General features: G+C 42.3%; 26 protein-coding genes and 1 pseudogene. 18 read left to right on the top strand and 9 right to left on the bottom strand.

The features are described from left to right. Positions 1-37 precede the first annotated feature (37 nt). The 3 genes from ACW5MY_RS19890 to ACW5MY_RS19880 all read left to right on the top strand — a co-directional run bounded on the left by ACW5MY_RS19890 (position 38) and on the right by ACW5MY_RS19880 (position 2,785). Positions 38-667 carry a DUF3885 domain-containing protein gene (locus ACW5MY_RS19890; RefSeq protein ID WP_013352401.1) on the top strand — a complete coding sequence of 210 codons (630 nt, stop codon included), beginning with the start codon at positions 38-40 and terminating at the stop codon, positions 665-667. 228 nt (positions 668-895) lie between these two features. Next, the gene (locus ACW5MY_RS19885; RefSeq protein ID WP_014470356.1) at positions 896-1,969 is read left to right on the top strand and encodes an LLM class flavin-dependent oxidoreductase; all 1,074 of its coding nucleotides are present in this window, start codon (positions 896-898) and stop codon (positions 1,967-1,969) included. A 195-nt stretch (positions 1,970-2,164) separates the two neighbouring features. After that, on the top strand, positions 2,165-2,785 hold the full coding sequence (locus tag ACW5MY_RS19880; RefSeq protein WP_013352403.1) for a lytic polysaccharide monooxygenase auxiliary activity family 9 protein: 621 nt from the start codon (positions 2,165-2,167) through the stop codon (positions 2,783-2,785). 161 nt (positions 2,786-2,946) lie between these two features. On the opposite strand, the gene ACW5MY_RS19875 is transcribed toward ACW5MY_RS19880, so the two are convergent. From ACW5MY_RS19875 to ACW5MY_RS19860, 4 genes are all read right to left on the bottom strand, one after another. Then, on the bottom strand, positions 2,947-3,036 hold the full coding sequence (locus ACW5MY_RS19875; RefSeq protein ID WP_016935991.1) for a YjcZ family sporulation protein: 90 nt from the start codon (positions 3,034-3,036) through the stop codon (positions 2,947-2,949). Between the two features lie 416 nt (positions 3,037-3,452). Beyond that, a complete protein-coding gene (locus ACW5MY_RS19870; RefSeq protein WP_462061936.1) occupies positions 3,453-3,989 on the bottom strand; it encodes a stress protein in 537 nt (178 codons plus the stop codon). Between the two features lie 328 nt (positions 3,990-4,317). Further along, positions 4,318-4,473: a hypothetical protein gene (locus ACW5MY_RS19865; protein ID WP_014472556.1), complete on the bottom strand. Its 156-nt coding sequence runs from the start codon at positions 4,471-4,473 to the stop codon at positions 4,318-4,320. A 165-nt stretch (positions 4,474-4,638) separates the two neighbouring features. After that, positions 4,639-7,056: a peptidase G2 autoproteolytic cleavage domain-containing protein gene (locus ACW5MY_RS19860; RefSeq protein ID WP_013352406.1), complete on the bottom strand. Its 2,418-nt coding sequence runs from the start codon at positions 7,054-7,056 to the stop codon at positions 4,639-4,641. Positions 7,057-7,343: 287 nt separating this feature from the next. On the opposite strand from ACW5MY_RS19860, the gene ACW5MY_RS19855 reads away from it, so the two are divergent. Together ACW5MY_RS19855 and ACW5MY_RS19850 are read left to right on the top strand one after the other, a co-directional pair. Next, positions 7,344-7,583 (top strand): TM2 domain-containing protein, encoded by a 240-nt coding sequence (locus ACW5MY_RS19855; protein ID WP_013352407.1) that lies wholly within the window; start codon positions 7,344-7,346, stop codon positions 7,581-7,583. 170 nt (positions 7,584-7,753) lie between these two features. Continuing rightward, positions 7,754-8,188: a dUTP diphosphatase gene (locus tag ACW5MY_RS19850; protein ID WP_013352408.1), complete on the top strand. Its 435-nt coding sequence runs from the start codon at positions 7,754-7,756 to the stop codon at positions 8,186-8,188. 50 nt (positions 8,189-8,238) lie between these two features. On the opposite strand, the gene ACW5MY_RS19845 is transcribed toward ACW5MY_RS19850, so the two are convergent. Further along, entirely contained in the window at positions 8,239-8,424 is a 186-nt protein-coding gene (locus ACW5MY_RS19845; RefSeq protein WP_013352409.1) for a DUF4177 domain-containing protein, read from the bottom strand. A 205-nt stretch (positions 8,425-8,629) separates the two neighbouring features. Between ACW5MY_RS19845 and ACW5MY_RS19840 the strand changes: the two are divergent. From ACW5MY_RS19840 to ACW5MY_RS19830, 3 genes and pseudogenes are all read left to right on the top strand, one after another. Next, positions 8,630-9,449: pseudogene (locus tag ACW5MY_RS19840) on the top strand (poly-gamma-glutamate hydrolase family protein). Positions 9,450-9,555: 106 nt separating this feature from the next. Next, entirely contained in the window at positions 9,556-9,705 is a 150-nt protein-coding gene (locus tag ACW5MY_RS19835) for a hypothetical protein (protein ID WP_013352411.1), read from the top strand. Continuing rightward, positions 9,692-10,522 (top strand): prohibitin family protein, encoded by an 831-nt coding sequence (locus ACW5MY_RS19830; protein WP_013352412.1) that lies wholly within the window; start codon positions 9,692-9,694, stop codon positions 10,520-10,522. The genes ACW5MY_RS19835 and ACW5MY_RS19830 overlap by 14 nt, the downstream gene beginning before the upstream one ends. A gap of 27 nt (positions 10,523-10,549) precedes the next feature. Here the strand turns inward: ACW5MY_RS19830 and ACW5MY_RS19825 are convergent, their stop codons facing one another. Continuing rightward, entirely contained in the window at positions 10,550-10,999 is a 450-nt protein-coding gene (locus ACW5MY_RS19825; RefSeq protein WP_013352413.1) for a YndM family protein, read from the bottom strand. Between the two features lie 156 nt (positions 11,000-11,155). Between ACW5MY_RS19825 and ACW5MY_RS19820 the strand changes: the two genes are divergently transcribed. Next, positions 11,156-11,584, top strand: coding sequence for a hypothetical protein (locus ACW5MY_RS19820; protein WP_013352414.1), 429 nt, complete (start codon positions 11,156-11,158; stop codon positions 11,582-11,584). A gap of 348 nt (positions 11,585-11,932) precedes the next feature. Here the strand turns inward: ACW5MY_RS19820 and lexA are convergent, their stop codons facing one another. Next, on the bottom strand, positions 11,933-12,553 hold the full coding sequence (lexA, locus tag ACW5MY_RS19815; protein ID WP_007611720.1) for a transcriptional repressor LexA: 621 nt from the start codon (positions 12,551-12,553) through the stop codon (positions 11,933-11,935). Positions 12,554-12,709: 156 nt separating this feature from the next. Between lexA and yneA the strand changes: the two genes are divergently transcribed. The 6 genes from yneA (at position 12,710) to ACW5MY_RS19785 (ending at position 17,060) form a co-directional block, all read left to right on the top strand. Beyond that, positions 12,710-13,021: a cell division suppressor protein YneA gene (gene yneA, locus ACW5MY_RS19810; protein ID WP_013352415.1), complete on the top strand. Its 312-nt coding sequence runs from the start codon at positions 12,710-12,712 to the stop codon at positions 13,019-13,021. A 15-nt stretch (positions 13,022-13,036) separates the two neighbouring features. Next, on the top strand, positions 13,037-13,687 hold the full coding sequence (locus tag ACW5MY_RS19805) for a YneB family resolvase-like protein (protein ID WP_013352416.1): 651 nt from the start codon (positions 13,037-13,039) through the stop codon (positions 13,685-13,687). Between the two features lie 68 nt (positions 13,688-13,755). Continuing rightward, positions 13,756-13,989 carry a DUF896 domain-containing protein gene (locus ACW5MY_RS19800; protein ID WP_003153997.1) on the top strand — a complete coding sequence of 78 codons (234 nt, stop codon included), beginning with the start codon at positions 13,756-13,758 and terminating at the stop codon, positions 13,987-13,989. Between the two features lie 166 nt (positions 13,990-14,155). Beyond that, positions 14,156-16,159 carry a transketolase gene (gene tkt, locus ACW5MY_RS19795; protein ID WP_013352417.1) on the top strand — a complete coding sequence of 668 codons (2,004 nt, stop codon included), beginning with the start codon at positions 14,156-14,158 and terminating at the stop codon, positions 16,157-16,159. Positions 16,160-16,309: 150 nt separating this feature from the next. Further along, the gene (gene sirA / locus ACW5MY_RS19790; RefSeq protein WP_013352418.1) at positions 16,310-16,756 is read left to right on the top strand and encodes a sporulation inhibitor of replication protein SirA; all 447 of its coding nucleotides are present in this window, start codon (positions 16,310-16,312) and stop codon (positions 16,754-16,756) included. 85 nt (positions 16,757-16,841) lie between these two features. Further along, entirely contained in the window at positions 16,842-17,060 is a 219-nt protein-coding gene (locus tag ACW5MY_RS19785) for a YneF family protein (protein ID WP_003153994.1), read from the top strand. 72 nt (positions 17,061-17,132) lie between these two features. Here ACW5MY_RS19785 and ACW5MY_RS19780 read toward each other — a convergent pair whose 3' ends face one another. Further along, the gene (locus tag ACW5MY_RS19780) at positions 17,133-17,306 is read right to left on the bottom strand and encodes an aspartyl-phosphate phosphatase Spo0E family protein (RefSeq protein WP_088030684.1); all 174 of its coding nucleotides are present in this window, start codon (positions 17,304-17,306) and stop codon (positions 17,133-17,135) included. Between the two features lie 201 nt (positions 17,307-17,507). Between ACW5MY_RS19780 and ACW5MY_RS19775 the strand changes: the two genes are divergently transcribed. The 3 genes from ACW5MY_RS19775 to ACW5MY_RS19765 all read left to right on the top strand — a co-directional run bounded on the left by ACW5MY_RS19775 (position 17,508) and on the right by ACW5MY_RS19765 (position 19,233). Beyond that, positions 17,508-18,215 (top strand): cytochrome c biogenesis protein CcdA, encoded by a 708-nt coding sequence (locus ACW5MY_RS19775; RefSeq protein WP_088030531.1) that lies wholly within the window; start codon positions 17,508-17,510, stop codon positions 18,213-18,215. Between the two features lie 84 nt (positions 18,216-18,299). Then, positions 18,300-18,662, top strand: coding sequence for a response regulator (locus ACW5MY_RS19770; RefSeq protein ID WP_013352421.1), 363 nt, complete (start codon positions 18,300-18,302; stop codon positions 18,660-18,662). Positions 18,663-18,741: 79 nt separating this feature from the next. Further along, entirely contained in the window at positions 18,742-19,233 is a 492-nt protein-coding gene (locus ACW5MY_RS19765; protein WP_088030532.1) for a CcdC family protein, read from the top strand. A 27-nt stretch (positions 19,234-19,260) separates the two neighbouring features. On the opposite strand, the gene ACW5MY_RS19760 is transcribed toward ACW5MY_RS19765, so the two are convergent. Next, positions 19,261-19,689: a DUF2621 domain-containing protein gene (locus ACW5MY_RS19760; RefSeq protein ID WP_013352423.1), complete on the bottom strand. Its 429-nt coding sequence runs from the start codon at positions 19,687-19,689 to the stop codon at positions 19,261-19,263. Positions 19,690-19,728 lie beyond the last annotated feature (39 nt).

The following is a 19,728-nucleotide window of genomic DNA, read 5'->3' as shown; positions in this document are numbered from 1 at the left end:
AGTGAGCCGATCAATAACAGAAAGTGAGTCTGTTTAAATGGAAATAAAGGATTATCTGAAGGAAAGGTTTCCAACTCTAAAATTAATGCCCGGCATTTATCACCAATGGGGCGTTGGGATCCATTTTTCTCTTGGCGGCAATATGTATCAATTTGATGAAAGCGGGGGTTTGAATCTTGATTATTTTCAGCTTGTCCATCATCAAACTGCCGCTATTTTCGATGAACTGTTTGAACAAAATGATGACTTATTTCTTGTTGCAAATGTATATAAGTACAAAACTAAGGATATTTACGCAAGAAAATTAAAAATTTATCAGCCGTTTCTGAAGTGTAAGGATGATTTATATCGGATTCAGGTGAAAACATGCCCGTACCCGTTTGAAGCAGATGATGCAGAAGAATACGAAATGCAGCAGTTTTCTTTAATATGTAAACGGAAAGATTTGCGTATTACTCAATTACTTAAGGCAGCTGCCCACGAAGATTTTCCGCTGAAGCCAAGATTCGGGGGTTACTCTGTTGATTATCCCGATGTTTTCTTTGTGAATATCACAAAAGACATTATTTTCTTTATATATGATGACAGAGGGTGTGAAGTCATCGCTCGTGATGCCGGAAGAATACGTCCGCTTTATGATCAATATCATGATTGGATTGAAGATTGAACGCATGACATGAATTCGAATGGCTGTGTTCTTGCTCGGGACGGTATCCCATCCGGGTCTATCCGGCAGCAGGAATCTAATGAGCAGAGCATAAGCATAAGGCGGCCAGAAACATCGGAACTTCTGGATTCTAGTCTGTTGTATTTATTTGGATGAGTTCCTTTTTGAAAACGGCTGAATAGAATAACAAATAAAAGCTTTTTTTACACAGTGCAGGAGGAGAGAAATGTGAGGGCTGAACATCATGATTGTATGGAAATTGGAATTTATTCATTTGCAGAATTATACCCCGATCCTCTGACAGGGAAAACAGTCAGCGCAAAGCAACGGTTAGATGAATTGATAAAGCTGGCAAAATTGGCTGACGATGCGGGTCTTGATGTATTCGGCGTAGGCGAGCATCATCGTCTGGATTATGCGGTGTCATCGCCGCCCGTCATCTTATCAGCGATTTCACAGCTCACCGAAAACATTAAGCTGACGAGTGCCACGACTGTATTATCTACCGAAGATCCCGTTCGTTTATTTGAGGATTTTGCAACACTTGATCTGATATCAAACGGCCGGGCAGAAATCATTGCGGGACGGGGGGCATTTTTAGACTCGTTTCCTCTTTTCGGTTATGACGTGGGTCATTATAAAGAATTGTTTGAAGAACACATTGAGCTTTTTTTAACATTAAACTCCGAGGAAGAAGTGATTACCTGGAAAGGATGTTACCGGCCGCCGCTTAACAATGCAGAAATTTCCCCGCAGCCTTTTCACGGAAGCATTCCGCTGTGGTTAGGTGTTTCGGGCACTCCGGAAAGTGCGGAACGGGCCGGAAGTGCAGGGGCCGGTCTGGCATTAGCTGTACTGAGCGGTGATCCGAGGTCATCTAAACCGCTTGTTGACAAATATCGGGAAGCGGCTTCTAAAGCCGGTCATCCGCCGGAAAATGTGAAGGTTGCCGTAACCGGACATACGTTCATTTCAAAAACGAATGAACAGGCAATACAAGAATTTTATCCGTATCATTCTAATTACTGGTCCCGTGTACATTCATATCACGGGATTCATGAGCCTTTAACGAAGGAAGACTTTGAGCGGGCAGCCGGTAAAGAAACAGCCTTATTTGTGGGAAGCTCACAGCAGATCATTGAAAAAATCATGCACCAATACGAGCTGTTCGGACATCAGCGGTTCCTCGCGCAAATCGATATAGGCGGTATGCCGTTTAAAAAAGCCGCGGAAAACATCGAACGATTAGCAACAGAAGTAGCACCGGTTATCCGAAAAGAAACCAGTAAAGCAAGCGATTGAATGAAGTCAGGCGGAGCGGGCCGGTTTTTCGACCACAGAAACGGCCCGTCTTTTTTTATGATTATAAAAAACAAAGGGAAGAGCGCAAACCTCATTGCTTTTTCCTATCAAGAAAAGGAAGGTCTTTTCATTCTCCATCGTGAAATGTATATACTGAAAGGTTTTCATTAACAAAAAAGGGAGGATGACGTAGAGATGAAGGGTTTAGTCAAAGCTGCAGTTTTAACTGTTACTCTTGGTATTGGAGGCGCTTTCTATTCAAGTGATGCGTCTGCACACGGGTATATAAAAGAGCCCGTCAGCAGAGCGTACATGGGGGCATTAGAGAAGCAAACAATGGGCTGGACGGCTGCTGCGCAGAAATATGGCTCCGTCATTGATAATCCTCAGTCTGTGGAAGGGCCGAAAGGATTTCCGGCTGCAGGTCCGCCGGATGGTAGAATTGCGTCTGCAAACGGAGGATCTGGACAAATTGATTTCGGTTTGGACAAGCAGACTGCAGATCATTGGGTAAAACAAAACATCCGCGGCGGCTTTAACACCTTTACTTGGCACTACACCGCACCTCATGCGACATCAAAGTGGCACTATTATATCACCAAGAAAAACTGGAATCCGAATAAACCTTTGTCAAGAGATGAATTCGAATTAATCGGGACGGTAAACCACGACGGCTCCAAGGCAGATACGAATCTGACTCATAAGATTTTTGTGCCGACTGATCGAAGCGGTTACCATATCATTTTAGGGGTGTGGGATGTTGCGGATACTTCTAATGCCTTCTATAACGTCATCGATGTAAACCTCACAAAATAATCTATGAAATTACTGATCGGCAGCATGTTCATGCATTGCCGATCTTTTTCGTTTGAAAAAGTTAGTTAAATGAGGAAACAGCAAAGCGCCATAAAAAATTCATTATGGCGCCGTACGATCATGAAGGTGCTGCTCACATGGATGCAGAGGCAAGGGGACTCTTAATAACCGCCGAGGAAAGAAGCCCCGACGATGATTAATAAAATGAATAGCACCACGATTAACGCAAAGGAGCTACCATAACCGCCCATATGATCTCACCTCCCTTAAGAGGATTAATACATATTATGCTGAATGTAAAAGTTTGATAGGGATGCTAGTTTATTTTTCTGAAAAATTATAAAAAGAAATGAAAAAATCGATAGAGGAGTATGCAGAACTTTAAACTGATAAGACGTCATTAAGCATTCTTTCAGCTGTGCTACCTGCGGAAGGAGTTTGATTGTAAGAAACGATTCCGATAATCACTAACAAGATGATCAACACCAATATACTCCACAAAGTTATTTTTAAAAATTTTGACATGACGCACCCTCACTTTGAAACACTTTACTGGGTCCGCGATCGGAGGCCCGCACTTCAAGTATAGTCGTTATAAGGGTGAAAAATGTGTAACAATCCGGTGCAATAAAAAAACTTGCGGTGCGCAGCCGCAAGTTTTTTCGTGTTAAGGTCTGTGGAATTCAATATGCTGATTATCACGATCGAACCAGCCTCTGAATGCCCAGTTAATCCAGCCTCCGTCTCCCTTGTTATCAAAGGACCCGTCTTCGAAGACCCAGATTCCGTAAGTAATGCCGTCATAAACGGCTGATCCGTAAAATTGAACACCGTTAAAGCGGTCTTCGTATTCTTGATTTAAATTAAACACCATGACGTTATACTTCTGTCCTGATGCGTAAAATGTTGTTTCCATGACATTTTTTACCCAGCCGGTTCGATTTTGATTTGATTTAACCGCTTCAGCAATGCGATCAGAGATTCCGAGAACATCTACGTCTACATTCAGCCCGGCATCCACACCTACTGCTTTCACGTTTGAGTCTGCTTTTTGGGATAATTTACTTTCTAACGGATTTGCAACGGGTGCAACTTGAGGCGCATTCGCGTGTTCAGACTGACTGGCTGCTGAGGCACTGGCTGTGAAAGGAATTGTTAGAGATAAAGCTAAGCATGATCCGATTGCTGTTCTGGCGATTTTCATGACTATGACCTCCTGAGGGAATTTTTTGAAAAATTGTTGCAAATTCATGGTAGCGCAGAAAAATTAATCAAGCAAAGAGCACATCCTCTCAAATGTCATGTCATTCTATTTGTGTTGTTTTCTGTAAATAAAATACTTTTAATTCGGCGGGGATGGGAAGAAGATAATAGAATGCTTTTATGTATCGTGATAGGATGACCGGATTTTAGGTGAAAATGGCCCGGAAACCTGAACTCTTTTGGCTGTATTCCTTCCATGCCTATACAGAAACGCATAATAACAAAAACACCCGGTGTTTACCGGGTGTAACAAGCGTTGATATATCAGGTCAGCAGTATTTTTTGCATTTTCTTTTATAGACGACGATGTAATCATAATCAAGATGCTTTTTATCTTGTTTCTTTTTCTTTTGTTTAGGCTGCTTTTGTTCTTTTTCACCGTGATCATAATGCATATCCATATCCATATCCATATCCATATCCATATCCATCCTCCTTTTTCATCTGACGGTAATATTCTATGACTGAAGGACCTGATGGCTTGGACAAATGAAACGATAGGCTTAAAAAGAGGCGGCTCGTTCGGTATAAAAGAACAGGACCATACCCGCCGATAGATAAGAGAGGAGATGATCCTGATATTAAAACCGCTATTTGATAACCGCAATGGCAATGCCGTACCCTTTTTCAGGACTGTATAAGGCCGTCAGTTTCAATACCTTCCAGCCTTCCGCGGCTTTAGTTCCGATTCCGTTATGAGCCGTGATATAATCTCCCGGGTTGACCGTACTGTCAATCCGTACGTAATGCCGGCCGCTTAGTCCGACAATATGCCATTCGTCCCTGGCAGCACGTGCTTCATAGTCAGCTTCAAGAGCCGGGCTGTAGTCTGGGTTTTGTTTCGGCACGCGTATCGTTTCTCCTGTTTCTTCGTCAGTCACGCTTTCATATATAAAACCGCCGAACTCGTTCGTCAAAAAGCGGCTTTGCCATCCGAAGCTTGCAGCTCCTGATATAAAAGCGGCTGTTTCTGAAATGACGCCGAGCATATAATCTCCAACGTGAGCCGGTTCGATTTTTTCTCCCCTTACTGTGACGATCGTCCCGGCGGGGATAAACTGGCCGTTTACACTTTCAAAATATTCTCCGTATCCTGACAGGGAAGAGGTGACAGCTCCGGCGAAAGTTCCGTGGCCGCCCGCTGAGTCCAGTTTCCATTTAATGGACTGATGCCCTCCGGCAACTGTGTACGGTTCTTCCAAGGTAATGCTTTCTGATGACAGAATTGTTCTGGAGACTTTACTGCCCGTAATATGGGCATTGTTTGAAGCGGCGATAAATGCCCTTGAACCTTCAGAACTTGAACCTCCAGAAGAGCTGATGATCGCATTTCTGTCACCCTTTGCCGTAATATCGCCTGTTCCCGCAATAACGGCGCTTGTCGGGTTAAATGCAAAACCAGAGCTCGTCGCAAGCTGTGCGCCTCCCTTTAAATTGACCGGGATCTGCTCGTAAGTCTGTCCTTTTATAGAAGCGGCAGCGCTGTAACCTTCCGCCTGCACGCCGAGAATGACAGCCTGACTGTTAGGGGACGTAATTCCGACGGAACCGCCGTCTCCGATCATCGTTCCGTTCATAATATTTACGTTATATTGCCCTCCGCCGATTGAAATCCCTTTAGGAGAAGACTTGTAAATATCAAAATTTGAAATTTTAACATAATCGGTTTTATTTGATCCGCCGGATATATTGATGTCAACACCGGCTTGTGTAAAGCCGCGTATTTTAATGCCGCTGATCGTAATATTTTGACTGCGGTATTGAAGAGCTACGACAGGATTCCCGCCATAGTCGTATGAAGGGTCGCCAATGGCTGTGAATCCGTTTACATTGACATTTTTATAGGCGGAGATGACCAGCGCCCGCGGGGTTACACCGTCATAGAGAGCATTGAAAACCGGTTCAATCGCGGTGCAATCGGTTAAAGTAACATCATAAGCCGTCGTGCTTTCAGGGTCTGAGGCCTGGTGGTGGCCGATATGACGAATATCAAAAGAACGTACATCACGATATGACACATGGCCGATAATATGAACATTTTGAGAAGCCGGCCACAGGCTGTGCGCTTTTACTTCAATCCCTCGGATATTTCCGCTCGTATAGTTATTCAAAAGCCACACATGTTTAGAGCCGTCATCAATTTCAATACCGTTCGAATTTGCGCTGCCCTCGGCATGCTCTGTGCCGCGGGGATTTCCGGAATGGCAGTTGGAAATGAAAATATATTCGCTGTAATGGGTGGTAATGCCGTCGTCTCCGGCGCCGTACGCCACACAGTTATCTATCCATATATAACGGCAGCCGTCTTTTGTCCATTCAGTTTCAGGCAAATGATCGTAAGCGGGAGATGTGATATCAATACCATGCAGACCTGCGTTAACCGCTTCAACATTCTTAATCCAGCCGTATTGCACGTTAGCAAACGTTAAACAGCTGTAAAACTGTCCTCCCGGGTTTCTGACTCCGCATTGACGATCAGGATTCCAGTCTAAAGTCATGCCCTCTACAAAAATATTACGATTTCCATTTTCGTAATCATTATTAGTTATGACCCATTCATATGCGGGAGCGTCCTCATGGAGTTTAATCACGGTAATCCCTTGTCCCTCACCGGAGATGGTTGTCCACGATGGGAGTTTTATCCCTTGAACCAAAAATTCTCCTGAGGGAACATTGACTTTGACGCGGCCGTTCCCGATCGCTCTCCGAAAGGCTTCCGTATTGTCCCGGCCGTCAGGGACTGCTCCGTAATCCTCCACATTCACTTCCCGGGTGATTTTATTCATAAGCATTTTGTATTCTGTATCAAGCCGATCTTTTAAAAGTGAGGTGACCATTCCTTCCGCCGTCACCCGGGCATCTGCGATCTCAAGATTATCATCTGTTGCGGAATGCTTAATAAAATTCTGCATCCTTGCTTTGAGATGTTCCAATTCAGAGGAATGGGCAGGGTGAGACTGCAATGCGGCGTTTAAAGACGGATCAGGAAAGTTTTTAAATTGAACCATTCTAAAGACACCTCTTTCTTTTGATATAAGCGCCTGACGCAGAGGACAGAAAATAGCCGCGCGCCTTTATGCGCTTATTCATCAAATTCTTTGTTCGGGACGAAATTCCTTTTTGCACCCGGGTGAATTTTAAAAAAATGCCAATATTTCAGTGAAAAGAACGGATCTGAAAAAGTTCTGGGAAAACCAGTAACAATATATAAAAAATTTTACTCTATATAGAGAAATTGTATTATAATTAGAGCTGTCATATGAAAATGACGAAAAAAGACTCATAGGAGGACATGATGGTAAGTAAGAAAAGCAGGATTGTGGCTGCAATATTAGCATTTTTTCTAGGCGGTTTCGGCATTCATAAGTTTTATTTAGGAAGAGTCGGACAAGGAATTCTCTATCTTTTGTTTTGCTGGACTTCAATTCCTTCAATTATTGCATTTATTGAATTTATTATTTATCTGTGCGGAAGCGAAGAAGCATTTGATCAAAAGTATAATTTTTATTATTACCAACAGCAATCAAAAGCCTGACAGGGGGTGTCCCCCTCATTTCAGGCTTCTTCTCAATTCTGCATTTTCTTTTCCTCACGGTTAATCCTCCTTCAGCTGCTCCGGCTTCAAAAAGCAACGTTAAATGGTATAATGGGGCACGGATTGGTCATAAATACGACTAAAATAGGGAATCAAAAGGAGCAGCGAACATGACTTTACAAATCAAAATTAAATATTCAGATGATACACAAACGAGAATCAGTAAAATTGAACAGGGCGATTGGATTGATCTGCGGGCAGCAGAGGATATAACAATCAAAAAAGACGAATTCAAACTTATTCCGCTGGGAGTTGCGATGGAGCTGCCGGAAGGATACGAGGCCCATGTCGTTCCGCGTTCAAGTACATATAAGCATTTCGGTATTATTCAGACAAATTCAATGGGTGTCATTGATGAATCTTATAAAGGTGACAATGATTTCTGGTTTTTTCCTGCATACGCACTTCGGGATACCGACATTTCCAAAGGAGAGCGGATCTGCCAATTCAGAATCATGAAGAAAATGCCTCAAGTGGAGCTGATCGAAGTAGATAACCTCGGGAACAAGGACCGCGGAGGACTGGGATCAACAGGCACAAAATAAAATGAAAAAAGACTGCTCAACGGCAGTCTTTTTTCTATGGAAATAAAAAGTCATATGTCACGTTCAAATATAATTTCGAAATAAGCCGCTGCCCCATATCCGTCTATGCTGGGAGCAAATATTTGAACCAGACGCCAGCCGCGTTCAGCATATTGATGAATGATTTCCCGGTAGTCCTCCTTCGGTCTTCTTCTCATCGTGCTTAGCTCAACTTTTACAAATTCGTATTCTTTCATAAAAAAATCCTCCTCTTGTTTTATACGGAACAAAGGGAGAAGGGTTTCATGTTTATCATGTAAGCATTCCGTTTTCTGAACAGAAAGGCTTTTTACGTAAAGGATGGAGGCTGCTCTGATGTTTTTATTCTTTAAGATGAACGGAGGTCTTGTCCAACGTATATAATATTGTGACAAAAGTGTAAATAAAAGAAAGGATGATGTTATGAAAAAAAGGGTTAGAAGAGAAAACCGAGCTGCTGGCAAAGAGGCAGAGCAGAAGAAACCGTCCAAAGTCACCCTGTTCTGCCGTTCGCTTCAAAGGCTGAAGCATTTGTATTGTAACATAAACATACAATTGCCATCAATAACCAAAAAAGGAATTTTAGTTTTAATTTTATCGTTTGCTTCTGCCGTTTTTACGGGCTGATGCCGCTTCAGATACTTACGGCAGTTTCGAGAAATTAAAGCTGCATGAGAATCCCTCCGTTTATTCTATTTCAACGAAAGAGCATGACCCTTATGTTCTCATATTAGCTATACACGGCGGAGGCATAGAGCCGGGGACCAGTGAGTTAGCCAGAGAAATTGCTGAAAACCGGAGCTTGTATTTATTTGAAGGATTAAAATCAGCCGGTAATGCTGATTTGCATTTGACCAGTTCGCATTTTGACGAACCTAGGGCTGTTCAAATGGTGCAAGAGCACTCAAATGTCATTTCTTTGCACGGCTACGGCAGCGTCGATAAAAAGATAAAAATCGGCGGTACAGACAGAGCACGGGCCGAACTTTTGACAGATGTGCTGAAAGGGCATGGGTATCCTGCCGTTTTTCTCGACACGAATGATAAGTATGCAGGCGTCAGTCCGAATAACCTTGCCAATCATTCTTCATCCGGGTTGAGTATTCAAATCGAAATGAGCACCGGCTTCAGAAAATCACTATTTGATACTTTTACGCTGAAAAGCAGAGCGTCCACACAGAACAATACCTTTTACCAATTCACAAAAACGATTTCTGATTTTATCAGTGACAATTATAAATAAGCACGCCGCATTTGGGTGGCGGAGCTTTTTCTTTTGAAATTTATGAAACTTTAAGTTCTTAAGATCGTATACATAACTGACAGGATGAAAGAAAAGAGGTGGGCAAATGAAAGTGATGATCGGGTCTATCATTCTTCTTGTCATTATCGGATTCGGTTTATGGCTGATGCTGAGTCCTATCTTTAAACAAGTGGGAAGCAAAGCCAAAAAATTCAAAAAGTCATGGGAGGAAGAAGATCAGCATGAGCGAAAATAAGCGGAGAAACACAAAAAAAATACTCGGCGGTGTGATAATAGGCGCAGCCCTTTTGATTGCGGGCGTTACAGCGTCACTATTCATTGAAAAAATACCGAATGGTTATGTCGGGGTTGTATATTCACCGAACGGCGGGGTAAAATCCGAAACATTGGACCAAGGCTGGCACTTAGTCGGTTTATTTAATAAAGTAACGGAATATCCGGTGCGTATGCAGACAGTGAATAATGAAAATATAAAAGTGGCAACTTCAGACGGTAAAAATATTGAAATGGATATCGCTTACAACTATGTCGTTCAGCCTGACAAAGTAGTGGATCTGTTTAACAAATTCGGAGCGGTAGACGTTGAAACGATTGAAAATACATATTTAAAAACAAGGCTGTGGGACGCGGCGCGAAAATCAATCAGCAAATACTCGGTTATTGACACATACGGGCAAAAATCTGCGGAAGCAGCTGCAGATGTTCAAAAAAGGTTTGCTGATGATATGAAGAATCTCGGATTTTTAATTGATGATCTGACGCTTGGCGTACCGAAGCCGGATAAAGCCACACAGGAAGCCATTGATGCAAGGGTGAAGTCTTCACAGGAGCTTGAACGGACACAAACTGAAATTAAAATAGCCGAAGCCGAAGCGAAAAAGAAAAAAATTGAAGCGGAAGGGATCGCTGATTATAACGAAATTATAAAAAAATCAATGTCTGATGAAATGATCAAATATAAATGGATTGAAAAATGGGACGGAAAAACACCGAAAGCGACAGGCACAGACTCACTGCTGCAGCTGCCGCTGGACGAGCAGAAGCAAAAATAAAAAGAAAAGGAGGCGAATGCCTCCTTTTTATGTTTTTTCCTGAGGATCCTTTTCCGGCATTAACTCTTCAGACGCCTCGGTTTGATAGCTCAATAGCGTGTTGTCTGTCTCTGTTGTGGCCTGATAATCTTCAGGCAGCACATATTGCTGCAAATACCGATGAAAAAATGCTTCAAAAACAGTAAGGCAAAGTGCAGAAATAACCGATGCCGCGGCAGGAGAAACATTAAAACCGCCAATATTCATAAGGAATATCCATAATATAATGAATGAAATTCCGAAATCAGCTGCAGCGGCTGTGAAATTGCTTGTTCTCGGCAGAATCATGTAATCACCCGTAAAATAAGTGATCAAACTCAAGATCAATGTAATAAACAGAACGTTTAAAAAAGTTACTTGGTACATAAGATCCAGAACAATGTACAGCAAAGCAAGTGTGAGCGCTGTTTTAGAAGCGAAAGCAATTACGTGTTTCATTTGAACCACCTTCGTTATTTCGTTTATTCTTCATTGTAGGCAATCCGTAATTTTTTAAACTGGTATATTGTGGTTATAAAGTATGCGATTTCTTAAAATATGGATAGACGTCATTGTGTTCACGAGTTAAAATATGTAAAAAAAGGGGGATGCAAATTGAAAAGGTGCTGGATATGTATTGCTGTTTTTTTATTATGTTTTTGCGGAATACACTCAGCCAAAGCGGCTACCACTGAATTCGGATCAAAAACGAGCTTCACACTAGCGGGAAATGCAAAAGAGTTTTATATTGAAAATCCGGGGACTGTATCAGCTGACGATTACTTTTTAGGATACAAGTTCACCATTATGAACAACTCTTCATGCGGTTTAAACATGAAACTCCAGCGGATGGCGCTGAACGGAAATTTTTATACATTAAGTTCTAAAAGCTACAGCGGCAGCTGGTTAAATCTCAGTGCGCAGGATAAAAAATCAATTGACCCGTATCACAAATACAGGATTTTGATTGAAAGCTCTTCAAACATCTGTGAACCTGTCTATATTAAAGGGTTATACGGCGTAGAATATTATCATTTTGATTAAAAATTGATACCCGCTAAAAAGCAGCGGGATTTTTTACGCGTAATCAAAACACGTTGTACCATGTACTAAATATTCATATATAAATTTGATTTCCCGCCCCAAGTAAAGATGACATAAACAAATTCAGCCCGAACATCTATACAAAGTTGAAAATTATACAAAAAGTTTCTTTAGGGAAACATTATTTGTTGACTTCAAAAGTCAGATGTCGGATAATAAGAATGTAAGCATGATGTAAGTTTTTCCTCCTTAGCGGGTTCGTTTCTAAGCCAGGGCGAACCTGCTCTTTTTTATGCAAAAGAAAAACCCCTATGTGAGGGGTTTTACGATAAAAAAAGTTTAATAGAATTAATGGACGGCTCTGAATACGCCGATGACTTTCCCTAAAATGCTTACGTTTTGCAGGATAATCGGTTCCATCGTCGGATTTTCCGGCTGCAGCCGCACATAATTGTCCTCTTTATAGAAGCGCTTGACCGTCGCTTCATCATCTTCGGTCATAGCCACCACGATTTCCCCGTTATTAGCCGTGTTCTGCTGTTTGACAATGACGTAATCTTTGTCAAAAATGCCGGCGTCAATCATACTTTCTCCCATGATTTCTAACATAAATACATGTTCGCCCGGAGGAACCATCCGGTCAGGAAGCGGAAAATACTCATCGATATTTTCAACAGCCGTAATCGGAATACCCGCCGTCACTTTCCCGATTACCGGAACATTTACGACCTGGCTTTTCGGAATTTGGACTTCTTCTTCATCCAATACCTCAATTGCCCTTGGTTTAGTAGGGTCCCGTCTGATCAGGCCTTTTGTCTCAAGCCGTGCCAAATGTCCGTGCACGGTTGAACTGGAAGCCAGTCCTACTGCTTCTCCTATCTCTCTTACAGAAGGCGGATATCCTTTTGTTTTTACCTCTTCTTTAATAAAACGCAGGATATCAAGCTGCCTTTTTGATAGCTTCGTCATATTTCGCACCTCAAAACGTCGATTTTAAGTAGATTATAGCATGATTTTCCTGACAGTACAAACATAGGTTCGAAAAAAACGATTGACAGAAACATTTGTTCGTATATACTGAAAGATATAAAAAGCGAACAAACATTCTTATCGGAGGTTGTATAAATGGCGAAGGAATCTATCATATTTGTCGGACTGTTTACTGCGATTTTAAGTGCCGCTATTTTACTTGTTTCATGCGCGGGGAATGATCAGACGCTCAGCCAATATGTTAAAATAAAGGTTCAGGACGGCGATACTCTCTGGTCACTTGCGGATCATGTAGCAGAAAAGAAAAATATTAATAAAGAAGATTTCATTGAGTGGGTGACGGAGAATAATCATCTTCAAACTGCTGATATAAAGCCCGGAGACGAACTTATTCTTCCGGTTAAGAAGAAGCATCCGGCCGTATATCAGCTGGCCATTGTTAATTAGAGAGGAAAGAGAGAAATGAAGGCGATCATTTATGCCAGGGTTAGCACAAACAAAGAACAGCAGCAAACGTCTTTAAAAAGACAGGAAGAGGAGCTTAGGGAGATCGCTGCGGCAAACGGCATGGAAGTCGTAAAAGTCATTTCTGAGAAAGCAAGCGGTTACGAAATGGACCGCGACGGAGTATTTGAAATGCTTGATGATATTAAAAAATCACATATTGACGCGATATTGGTGCAGGACGAAACAAGGCTGGGAAGAGGAAACGCCAAGATCGCGCTTTTGCATTGTATTTACAGGGAAAACGTAAAAATATATACGATGGCTCATAAGGGTGAGCTGGAGCTTTCCGAAGCTGATACGATGGTACTCGAAATCGTCAGTATTGTTGAGGAGTATCAAAGAAAAATTCACAATATGAAGATCCGGCGGGGAATGAAAAGAGCCGTAAAAAACGGCTATAAACCTGAACGGAATCTGAAAAACAGGCATGAAAACAGCGGTAAAGAAAAAAAAGAGGTTCCGGTTTCGGAAATTATCAGACTGAGAGCCAACAAGCTCACCTTTGCAGAAATCGCAGCCACCTTAAGAGGATTTGGATATGATGTGTCCAAAGCCACGGTTCACCGGCGTTTTCAGGAATATACCGCAGACAGCGAAGGCAGCTGACGTGCATCAGTTGTAAAAACGACTACGTTTTAGTAGTATATAATCAACACGCACCAAAGGAGCTTATTATGATTTCTAAAGAAAAAATCGCGAGAATAAACGAATTGGCTCAAAAAGCTAAATCAAACACGATAACTGATGAGGAAAAAGCCGAACAGCAAAAGCTTCGCCAGGAGTATTTGAAAGGATTCCGCTCCTCAATGAAAAATACGCTTAAGAGCGTAAAAGTTATTGATCCGGAAGGTAATGATGTCACTCCTGAAAAATTAAAAAGGGAACAACAGAAAAATAATCTTCATTAAACAGAAAGAATACGGCAATACGTATTCTTTTTTCGTATATACTAATATCAGACTGTGCTTTACGACAATTTTCAACAAGTTTATCTCAAATTTAAGCTGAAAGAGTTGAGAAAAAGTCAGCATCGCTTTATGATGAAAAGGTACAACAATAAGGAAGGGGATTATAATGGATACAATTGAAAAGAAATCAGTTGCCACCATACGTACACTGTCTATAGACGCAATTGAAAAAGCTAATTCCGGACACCCGGGCATGCCGATGGGAGCCGCTCCGATGGCTTACACGCTGTGGACGAAATTTATGAATGTGAATCCGCAGAATCCAGGCTGGTTTAACCGCGACCGTTTTGTTTTATCAGCAGGACACGGTTCAATGCTTTTATACAGCATGCTGCATTTAAGCGGATATGACCTCAGCATTGATGATCTGAAACAGTTCCGTCAATGGGGAAGCAAAACACCGGGACATCCGGAGTTCGGACATACAGCAGGAGTAGACGCAACGACCGGGCCTCTCGGACAGGGTATCGCGATGGCAGTGGGAATGGCAATCGCAGAACGCCATCTGGCTGAGACATATAACCGTGATTCATTCAACGTAGTTGATCATTATACATACAGTATTTGCGGAGACGGCGATTTGATGGAAGGCATTTCTTCCGAAGCAGCTTCTCTTGCAGGCCATCTGGAGTTAGGCCGCCTGATCGTATTATACGATTCTAATGATATTTCTTTAGACGGTGATTTAGACCGTTCTTTCTCTGAAAATGTAAAACAGCGTTTTGAAGCAATGAACTGGGAAGTCCTTTATGTTGAGGACGGAAATAACATCGCTGAATTGACGGCTGCAATTGAAAAAGCGCGCCAGAATGATAAAAAACCGACTTTAATTGAAGTGAAGACCACAATCGGTTTCGGTTCTCCAAACCGCGCGGGTACATCTGGCGTTCACGGCGCTCCATTAGGACAAGAAGAGAGCAAGCTGACGAAAGAAGCGTACGCTTGGACATTTGAAGAAGATTTTTATGTTCCGGATGAAGTATACGCGCATTTCAACCAAGCTGTAAAAGAAGCCGGCTCGAAAAAAGAACAGGAATGGAATGAACTGTTCGCGGCTTATCAAGAAAAATATCCTGAGCTTGCTGAACAGCTGTCACTCGGAATGAAAGGCGAGCTTCCGAAAGACTGGGATCAGGAAGTTCCTGTTTATGAAAAAGGCAGCAGTCTTGCTTCCCGCGCATCTTCAGGTGAGGTGCTGAACGGCATCGCTAAGAAAATTCCTTTCTTTGTCGGGGGATCTGCTGACCTTGCGGGTTCAAACAAAACGACAATCAAAAATGCAGGAGACTTCACGGCCAGAGACTACGCCGGGAAAAACTTCTGGTTCGGGGTCCGTGAATTCGCGATGGGCGCTGCTTTAAACGGAATGGCGCTTCACGGCGGCCTTCGCGTATTCGGCGGCACATTCTTTGTGTTCTCTGACTATTTAAGACCTGCCATTCGTCTGGCGTCATTAATGGGGCTGCCTGTCACTTATGTATTCACGCATGACAGTATTGCCGTAGGAGAAGACGGACCGACTCACGAACCGATTGAGCAGCTTGCTTCTTTACGCGCACTTCCTAACCTTTCTGTGATCAGACCTGCTGACGGAAATGAAACCGCAGCTGCGTGGAAGCTTGCCGTTCAAAGCCAGGATCACCCGACAGCTCTTGTATTGACACGCCAAAACCTGCCGACAATTGATCAGCAGGCTGAAGAAGCGTATGCCGGAGTGGAAAAAGGGGCTTATATCGTTTCCAAAGCACAAACGGATGCACCGGACGCACTTCTTTTAGCGACGGGTTCTGAAGTCGGACTCGCGATTGAAGCTCAGGCGAAGCTTGCTGAAGAAAACGTTCACGTTTCTGTAGTCAGCATGCCGAGCTGGGACCGCTTCGAAAAACAATCGGCTGAGTACAAAAACAGCGTACTTCCTCCGAACGTAACGAAACGTCTTGCGATTGAAATGGGATCAAGCTTCGGATGGGGCAAATTTACCGGTCTTGAAGGAGACGTTCTCGCAATTGACCGTTTCGGCGCTTCAGCTCCGGGAGAAACAATTATGAAAGAATACGGGTTTACTGCAGAAAACGTGGCTGACCGCGTAAAAAAACTGCTAAACAAATAAGAAGACAAAAGAGGATGAGTCAAATCATCCTCTTTTTCCTGTTTATACGACAAAAATAGAAGTGGCGCCGTAACAGTAATAGACAATTCTTTCTTTTCTCCTTTTGTATAATAGAAAGCAATACGAAGCGCTGTAAAAGGGGATGAGGAAATGGAACGTCATTACTATACACACCTGATTAAGGATGAGTTTGCGAACCACTACTTCGGACGGGAAACCGCTATGTTTGAATTGTTTCGAGACTACCATTGGACAAATCTGACACCCCAAGAATATCAAATGACAAAAAAGCAAGTTCAATATATAACAGAGCCGATTCCGGTGATACATATGCATCAGCATCTCCAGCTTCATTTAAACCGTATGAGTTACAGCCGCTTGGATTCAATTTACCGGCTTACACTGCCCCGGGAAAAGGGCCGCGCCACCTTCATGATGAAAGACAGCTTAATTGAGATTGCGGCTTCGGGAGATTATGAGGCGGAAACGATTTTCTTTGAGATTCTGCGTAAAATCAGCCCCTGTTTTCTTGCGATGGATTTTAAGACAAGGCGCTACGGGTGGTTAAATCCGGTCAGAGAAAGAAATTTTGTCTAAAATCGAGGAAAAAGAGATGTAAATGTTGTATAATAGCCTTTGGTTTAGTACACTTTAAACTAGACAACATGAAGGAGGAAATAAAATGACTTTATGGGTTGGCATCCTAGTGGGCGTTGTCGCATTGCTCATAGGTGTTGCACTCGGGTTTTTTATTGCTCGTAAATATATGATGAGCTATTTGAAAAAGAATCCGCCTATTAATGAACAAATGTTACGCATGATGATGATGCAAATGGGAATGAAACCTTCTCAAAAGAAAATTAATCAAATGATGAAAGCCATGAATAATCAAGCGAAATAATACGTAAAGATTATGATATAGAGATACATGGTTATAAAATAAAAAACCCGGAGAGGGTTTTTTATTTTGGCGTCATGTTTCACCCCAACTGCCGGTGTGCAGTTCCTTTTGATATTGTATGAGAAGGTGGTCAAGCTCCTGGCTGAGTTCTATCGTAATGTTTGATGTCATTCCGTTTGACATGACGATTTTAAGCAGCTCTGCCCGTTTTTTTTCAATTTCATTTAATAGATGCTCTCTAATCACAGGGATATATCCTTTCATACATAAATCTTTCACCTGAGTTTCTATTATTATATCCACATTTATACTGTTTTTCAAATAAGAAGGAGTATAATATCTTGATGTCAAATTAAATTATATAAGCTTTTTCTATAAAAAGTAATCCTTCTCAGGAAAGTGTTAAAAAAATGAAATGATTTTGTCATAACTTGAAAGGAGTGTGTCATCGTGAGTTTTAATTACTTTCTGACATTCGGGGCCGGGTTTCTGTCTTTCATTTCTCCATGCTGTCTGCCGCTGTATCCCGCTTTTTTGTCGTACATAACTGGTGTCAGCATGGACGAGGTTAAAACAGAAAAGGTGATGCTGCAAAAGCGGGGACTCGTGCATACACTTTGTTTTTTGCTCGGTTTCTCCGTGATTTTTATTGCACTGGGGTACGGAACCTCGTTTATCGGCAGTTTTTTTACCCATTATCATGAAGCGATCCGCCAGTTCGGGGCTATTATGCTGATCCTTTTCGGACTGATTACTGCCGGAGTGTTTCAGCCGAAATTCATGATGAAAGAGCGGCGCATTCACTTTAAGCACAGGCCGGAAGGGTTTATCGGTTCCGTTCTGATCGGTCTTGCGTTTGCAGCCGGCTGGTCGCCGTGCAGCGGGCCTATTTTAGGAGCGGTTTTTTCGCTGGCCGGTACAAATCCTTCTTCAGCAGTACCATATATGTTTTTATATGTTCTCGGATTTGCGATTCCCTTTCTTGTCCTTTCATTTTTTATTACCAGAATGAATTGGATTCGTAAGCACCAGCTGATTATCATGAGAACCGGCGGCATTCTTATGATTGTCATTGGCATTATGCTGTTTTTTAACTGGATGAGCTATATTCTGATCGTTCTGTCAAATCTTTTCGGAGGGTTTAAGGGGCTGTAACGAAACGATAACTTTTGAACTATTATATACCCTTTCGTTTTCGGTACAATAAGACTAGTTAATGTTAAATATGTGGAGGGGAATATGACACGAGTTTTAGTTGTAGATGACGCCAAGTTCATGAGGGTGAAAATCAGAGAAATTCTGGAATCGGCGAATTACATAGTGGCCGGAGAAGCGGCTGACGGCGAGGAAGCCCTGGCGGTATATCAAAAAATCCGTCCCGACCTGGTGACAATGGATATTACCATGCCGGTCAAAAACGGTATACAGGCGCTGCAGGATATTTTAGCTTTTGACCCGAAAGCCCATGTCATCATGTGCACGGCCATGCGGCAGCAGCGGATTGTTCTGGAAGCGATTGAATTAGGCGCTAAAGACTTTATCGTTAAACCGTTTGAAGCTTCTAAAGTGCTGGAGGCAGTAGGCAGGGTGACGGGAACGTAAACGTGTTTTCTTTTCAAATTGGTTTTTTTTATGTTTTTGGAGTATAGTATATAGTATCAAACTCCGTGCAAGCAAAGGAATGATAAAGATGATGATTATAATTTCATCCGTTATTGCAGCGGCTATGGCAATTTGCGTGATGATCGTCAGGATTAAATCCTCCGACAAGCCCGCTTCACCTAAAAAAATAATTCTCCCGCCGATTTTTATGAGTACGGGAGCGCTTATGTTTCTTTTTCCGATCTTCAGAGTGACGGGCGAAGAATTTTTGGAGGCCATTACGCTGGGCGTGATCTTCTCTATTTTTCTGATAAAAACATCTAAATTTGAGATTAAAAATAATGAAATCTATTTAAAACGGTCAAAAGCATTTGTGTTTATCCTGATTGGGCTGCTGGTTATCAGAATCGCTATGAAATCCATTTTGAGCACGACGATTGATTACGGAGCTTTAAGCGGAATGTTTTGGATTCTGGCGTTCGGAATGATTGTCCCGTGGCGCATCGCGATGTTTATGTCATACCGCAAACTTTCCAATGAACTGAAGACCGCTGATATTCAGATGAATTAAAACCTTTCCGTCCGCCGGAAAGGTTTTTTATTTGAGCAAGGTTTGATAAGGTGTAAGATCAATCTGTTTTTCGCGGAGATGCTTTTTTAAAAATTGATGATCCCGCTTAGGAGTAGCCAGAATGTAGCCCCTGATGATTAAATCCAGATTTATTTGTTCAGCTTCCTCCTGTAAGGAAAGTTCACCGATTTTTCCGGCGATTTTAGCTTTGGCTACATCCCGAAAGAGCTCCGGTACGGGGGCGACCAATTCATCCAAAAGCGCCTTGTCAGCCGCATTCCATAAGTGTCTGCTTTTTTCAATATAATAGTCCTGCCAATCCAGTTCTGATCGGCCGTCTTCTTTCGGTAAGCGCTTTAAAAATTTTCGGAACATAAAAAATCCGCCGATGGACAGCAATCCGATCATCACGACGACCCAAAATAAAATTAACCACATAAACCAGCCTTCAAGCATTGTTCCACCTCCTCCTTACTTTAACCATATTGTAAACGA

The organism is Bacillus sp. Bwzl_19 (genome assembly GCF_054900515.1).
This window is presented reverse-complemented; position numbering and strand designations above follow the sequence as displayed.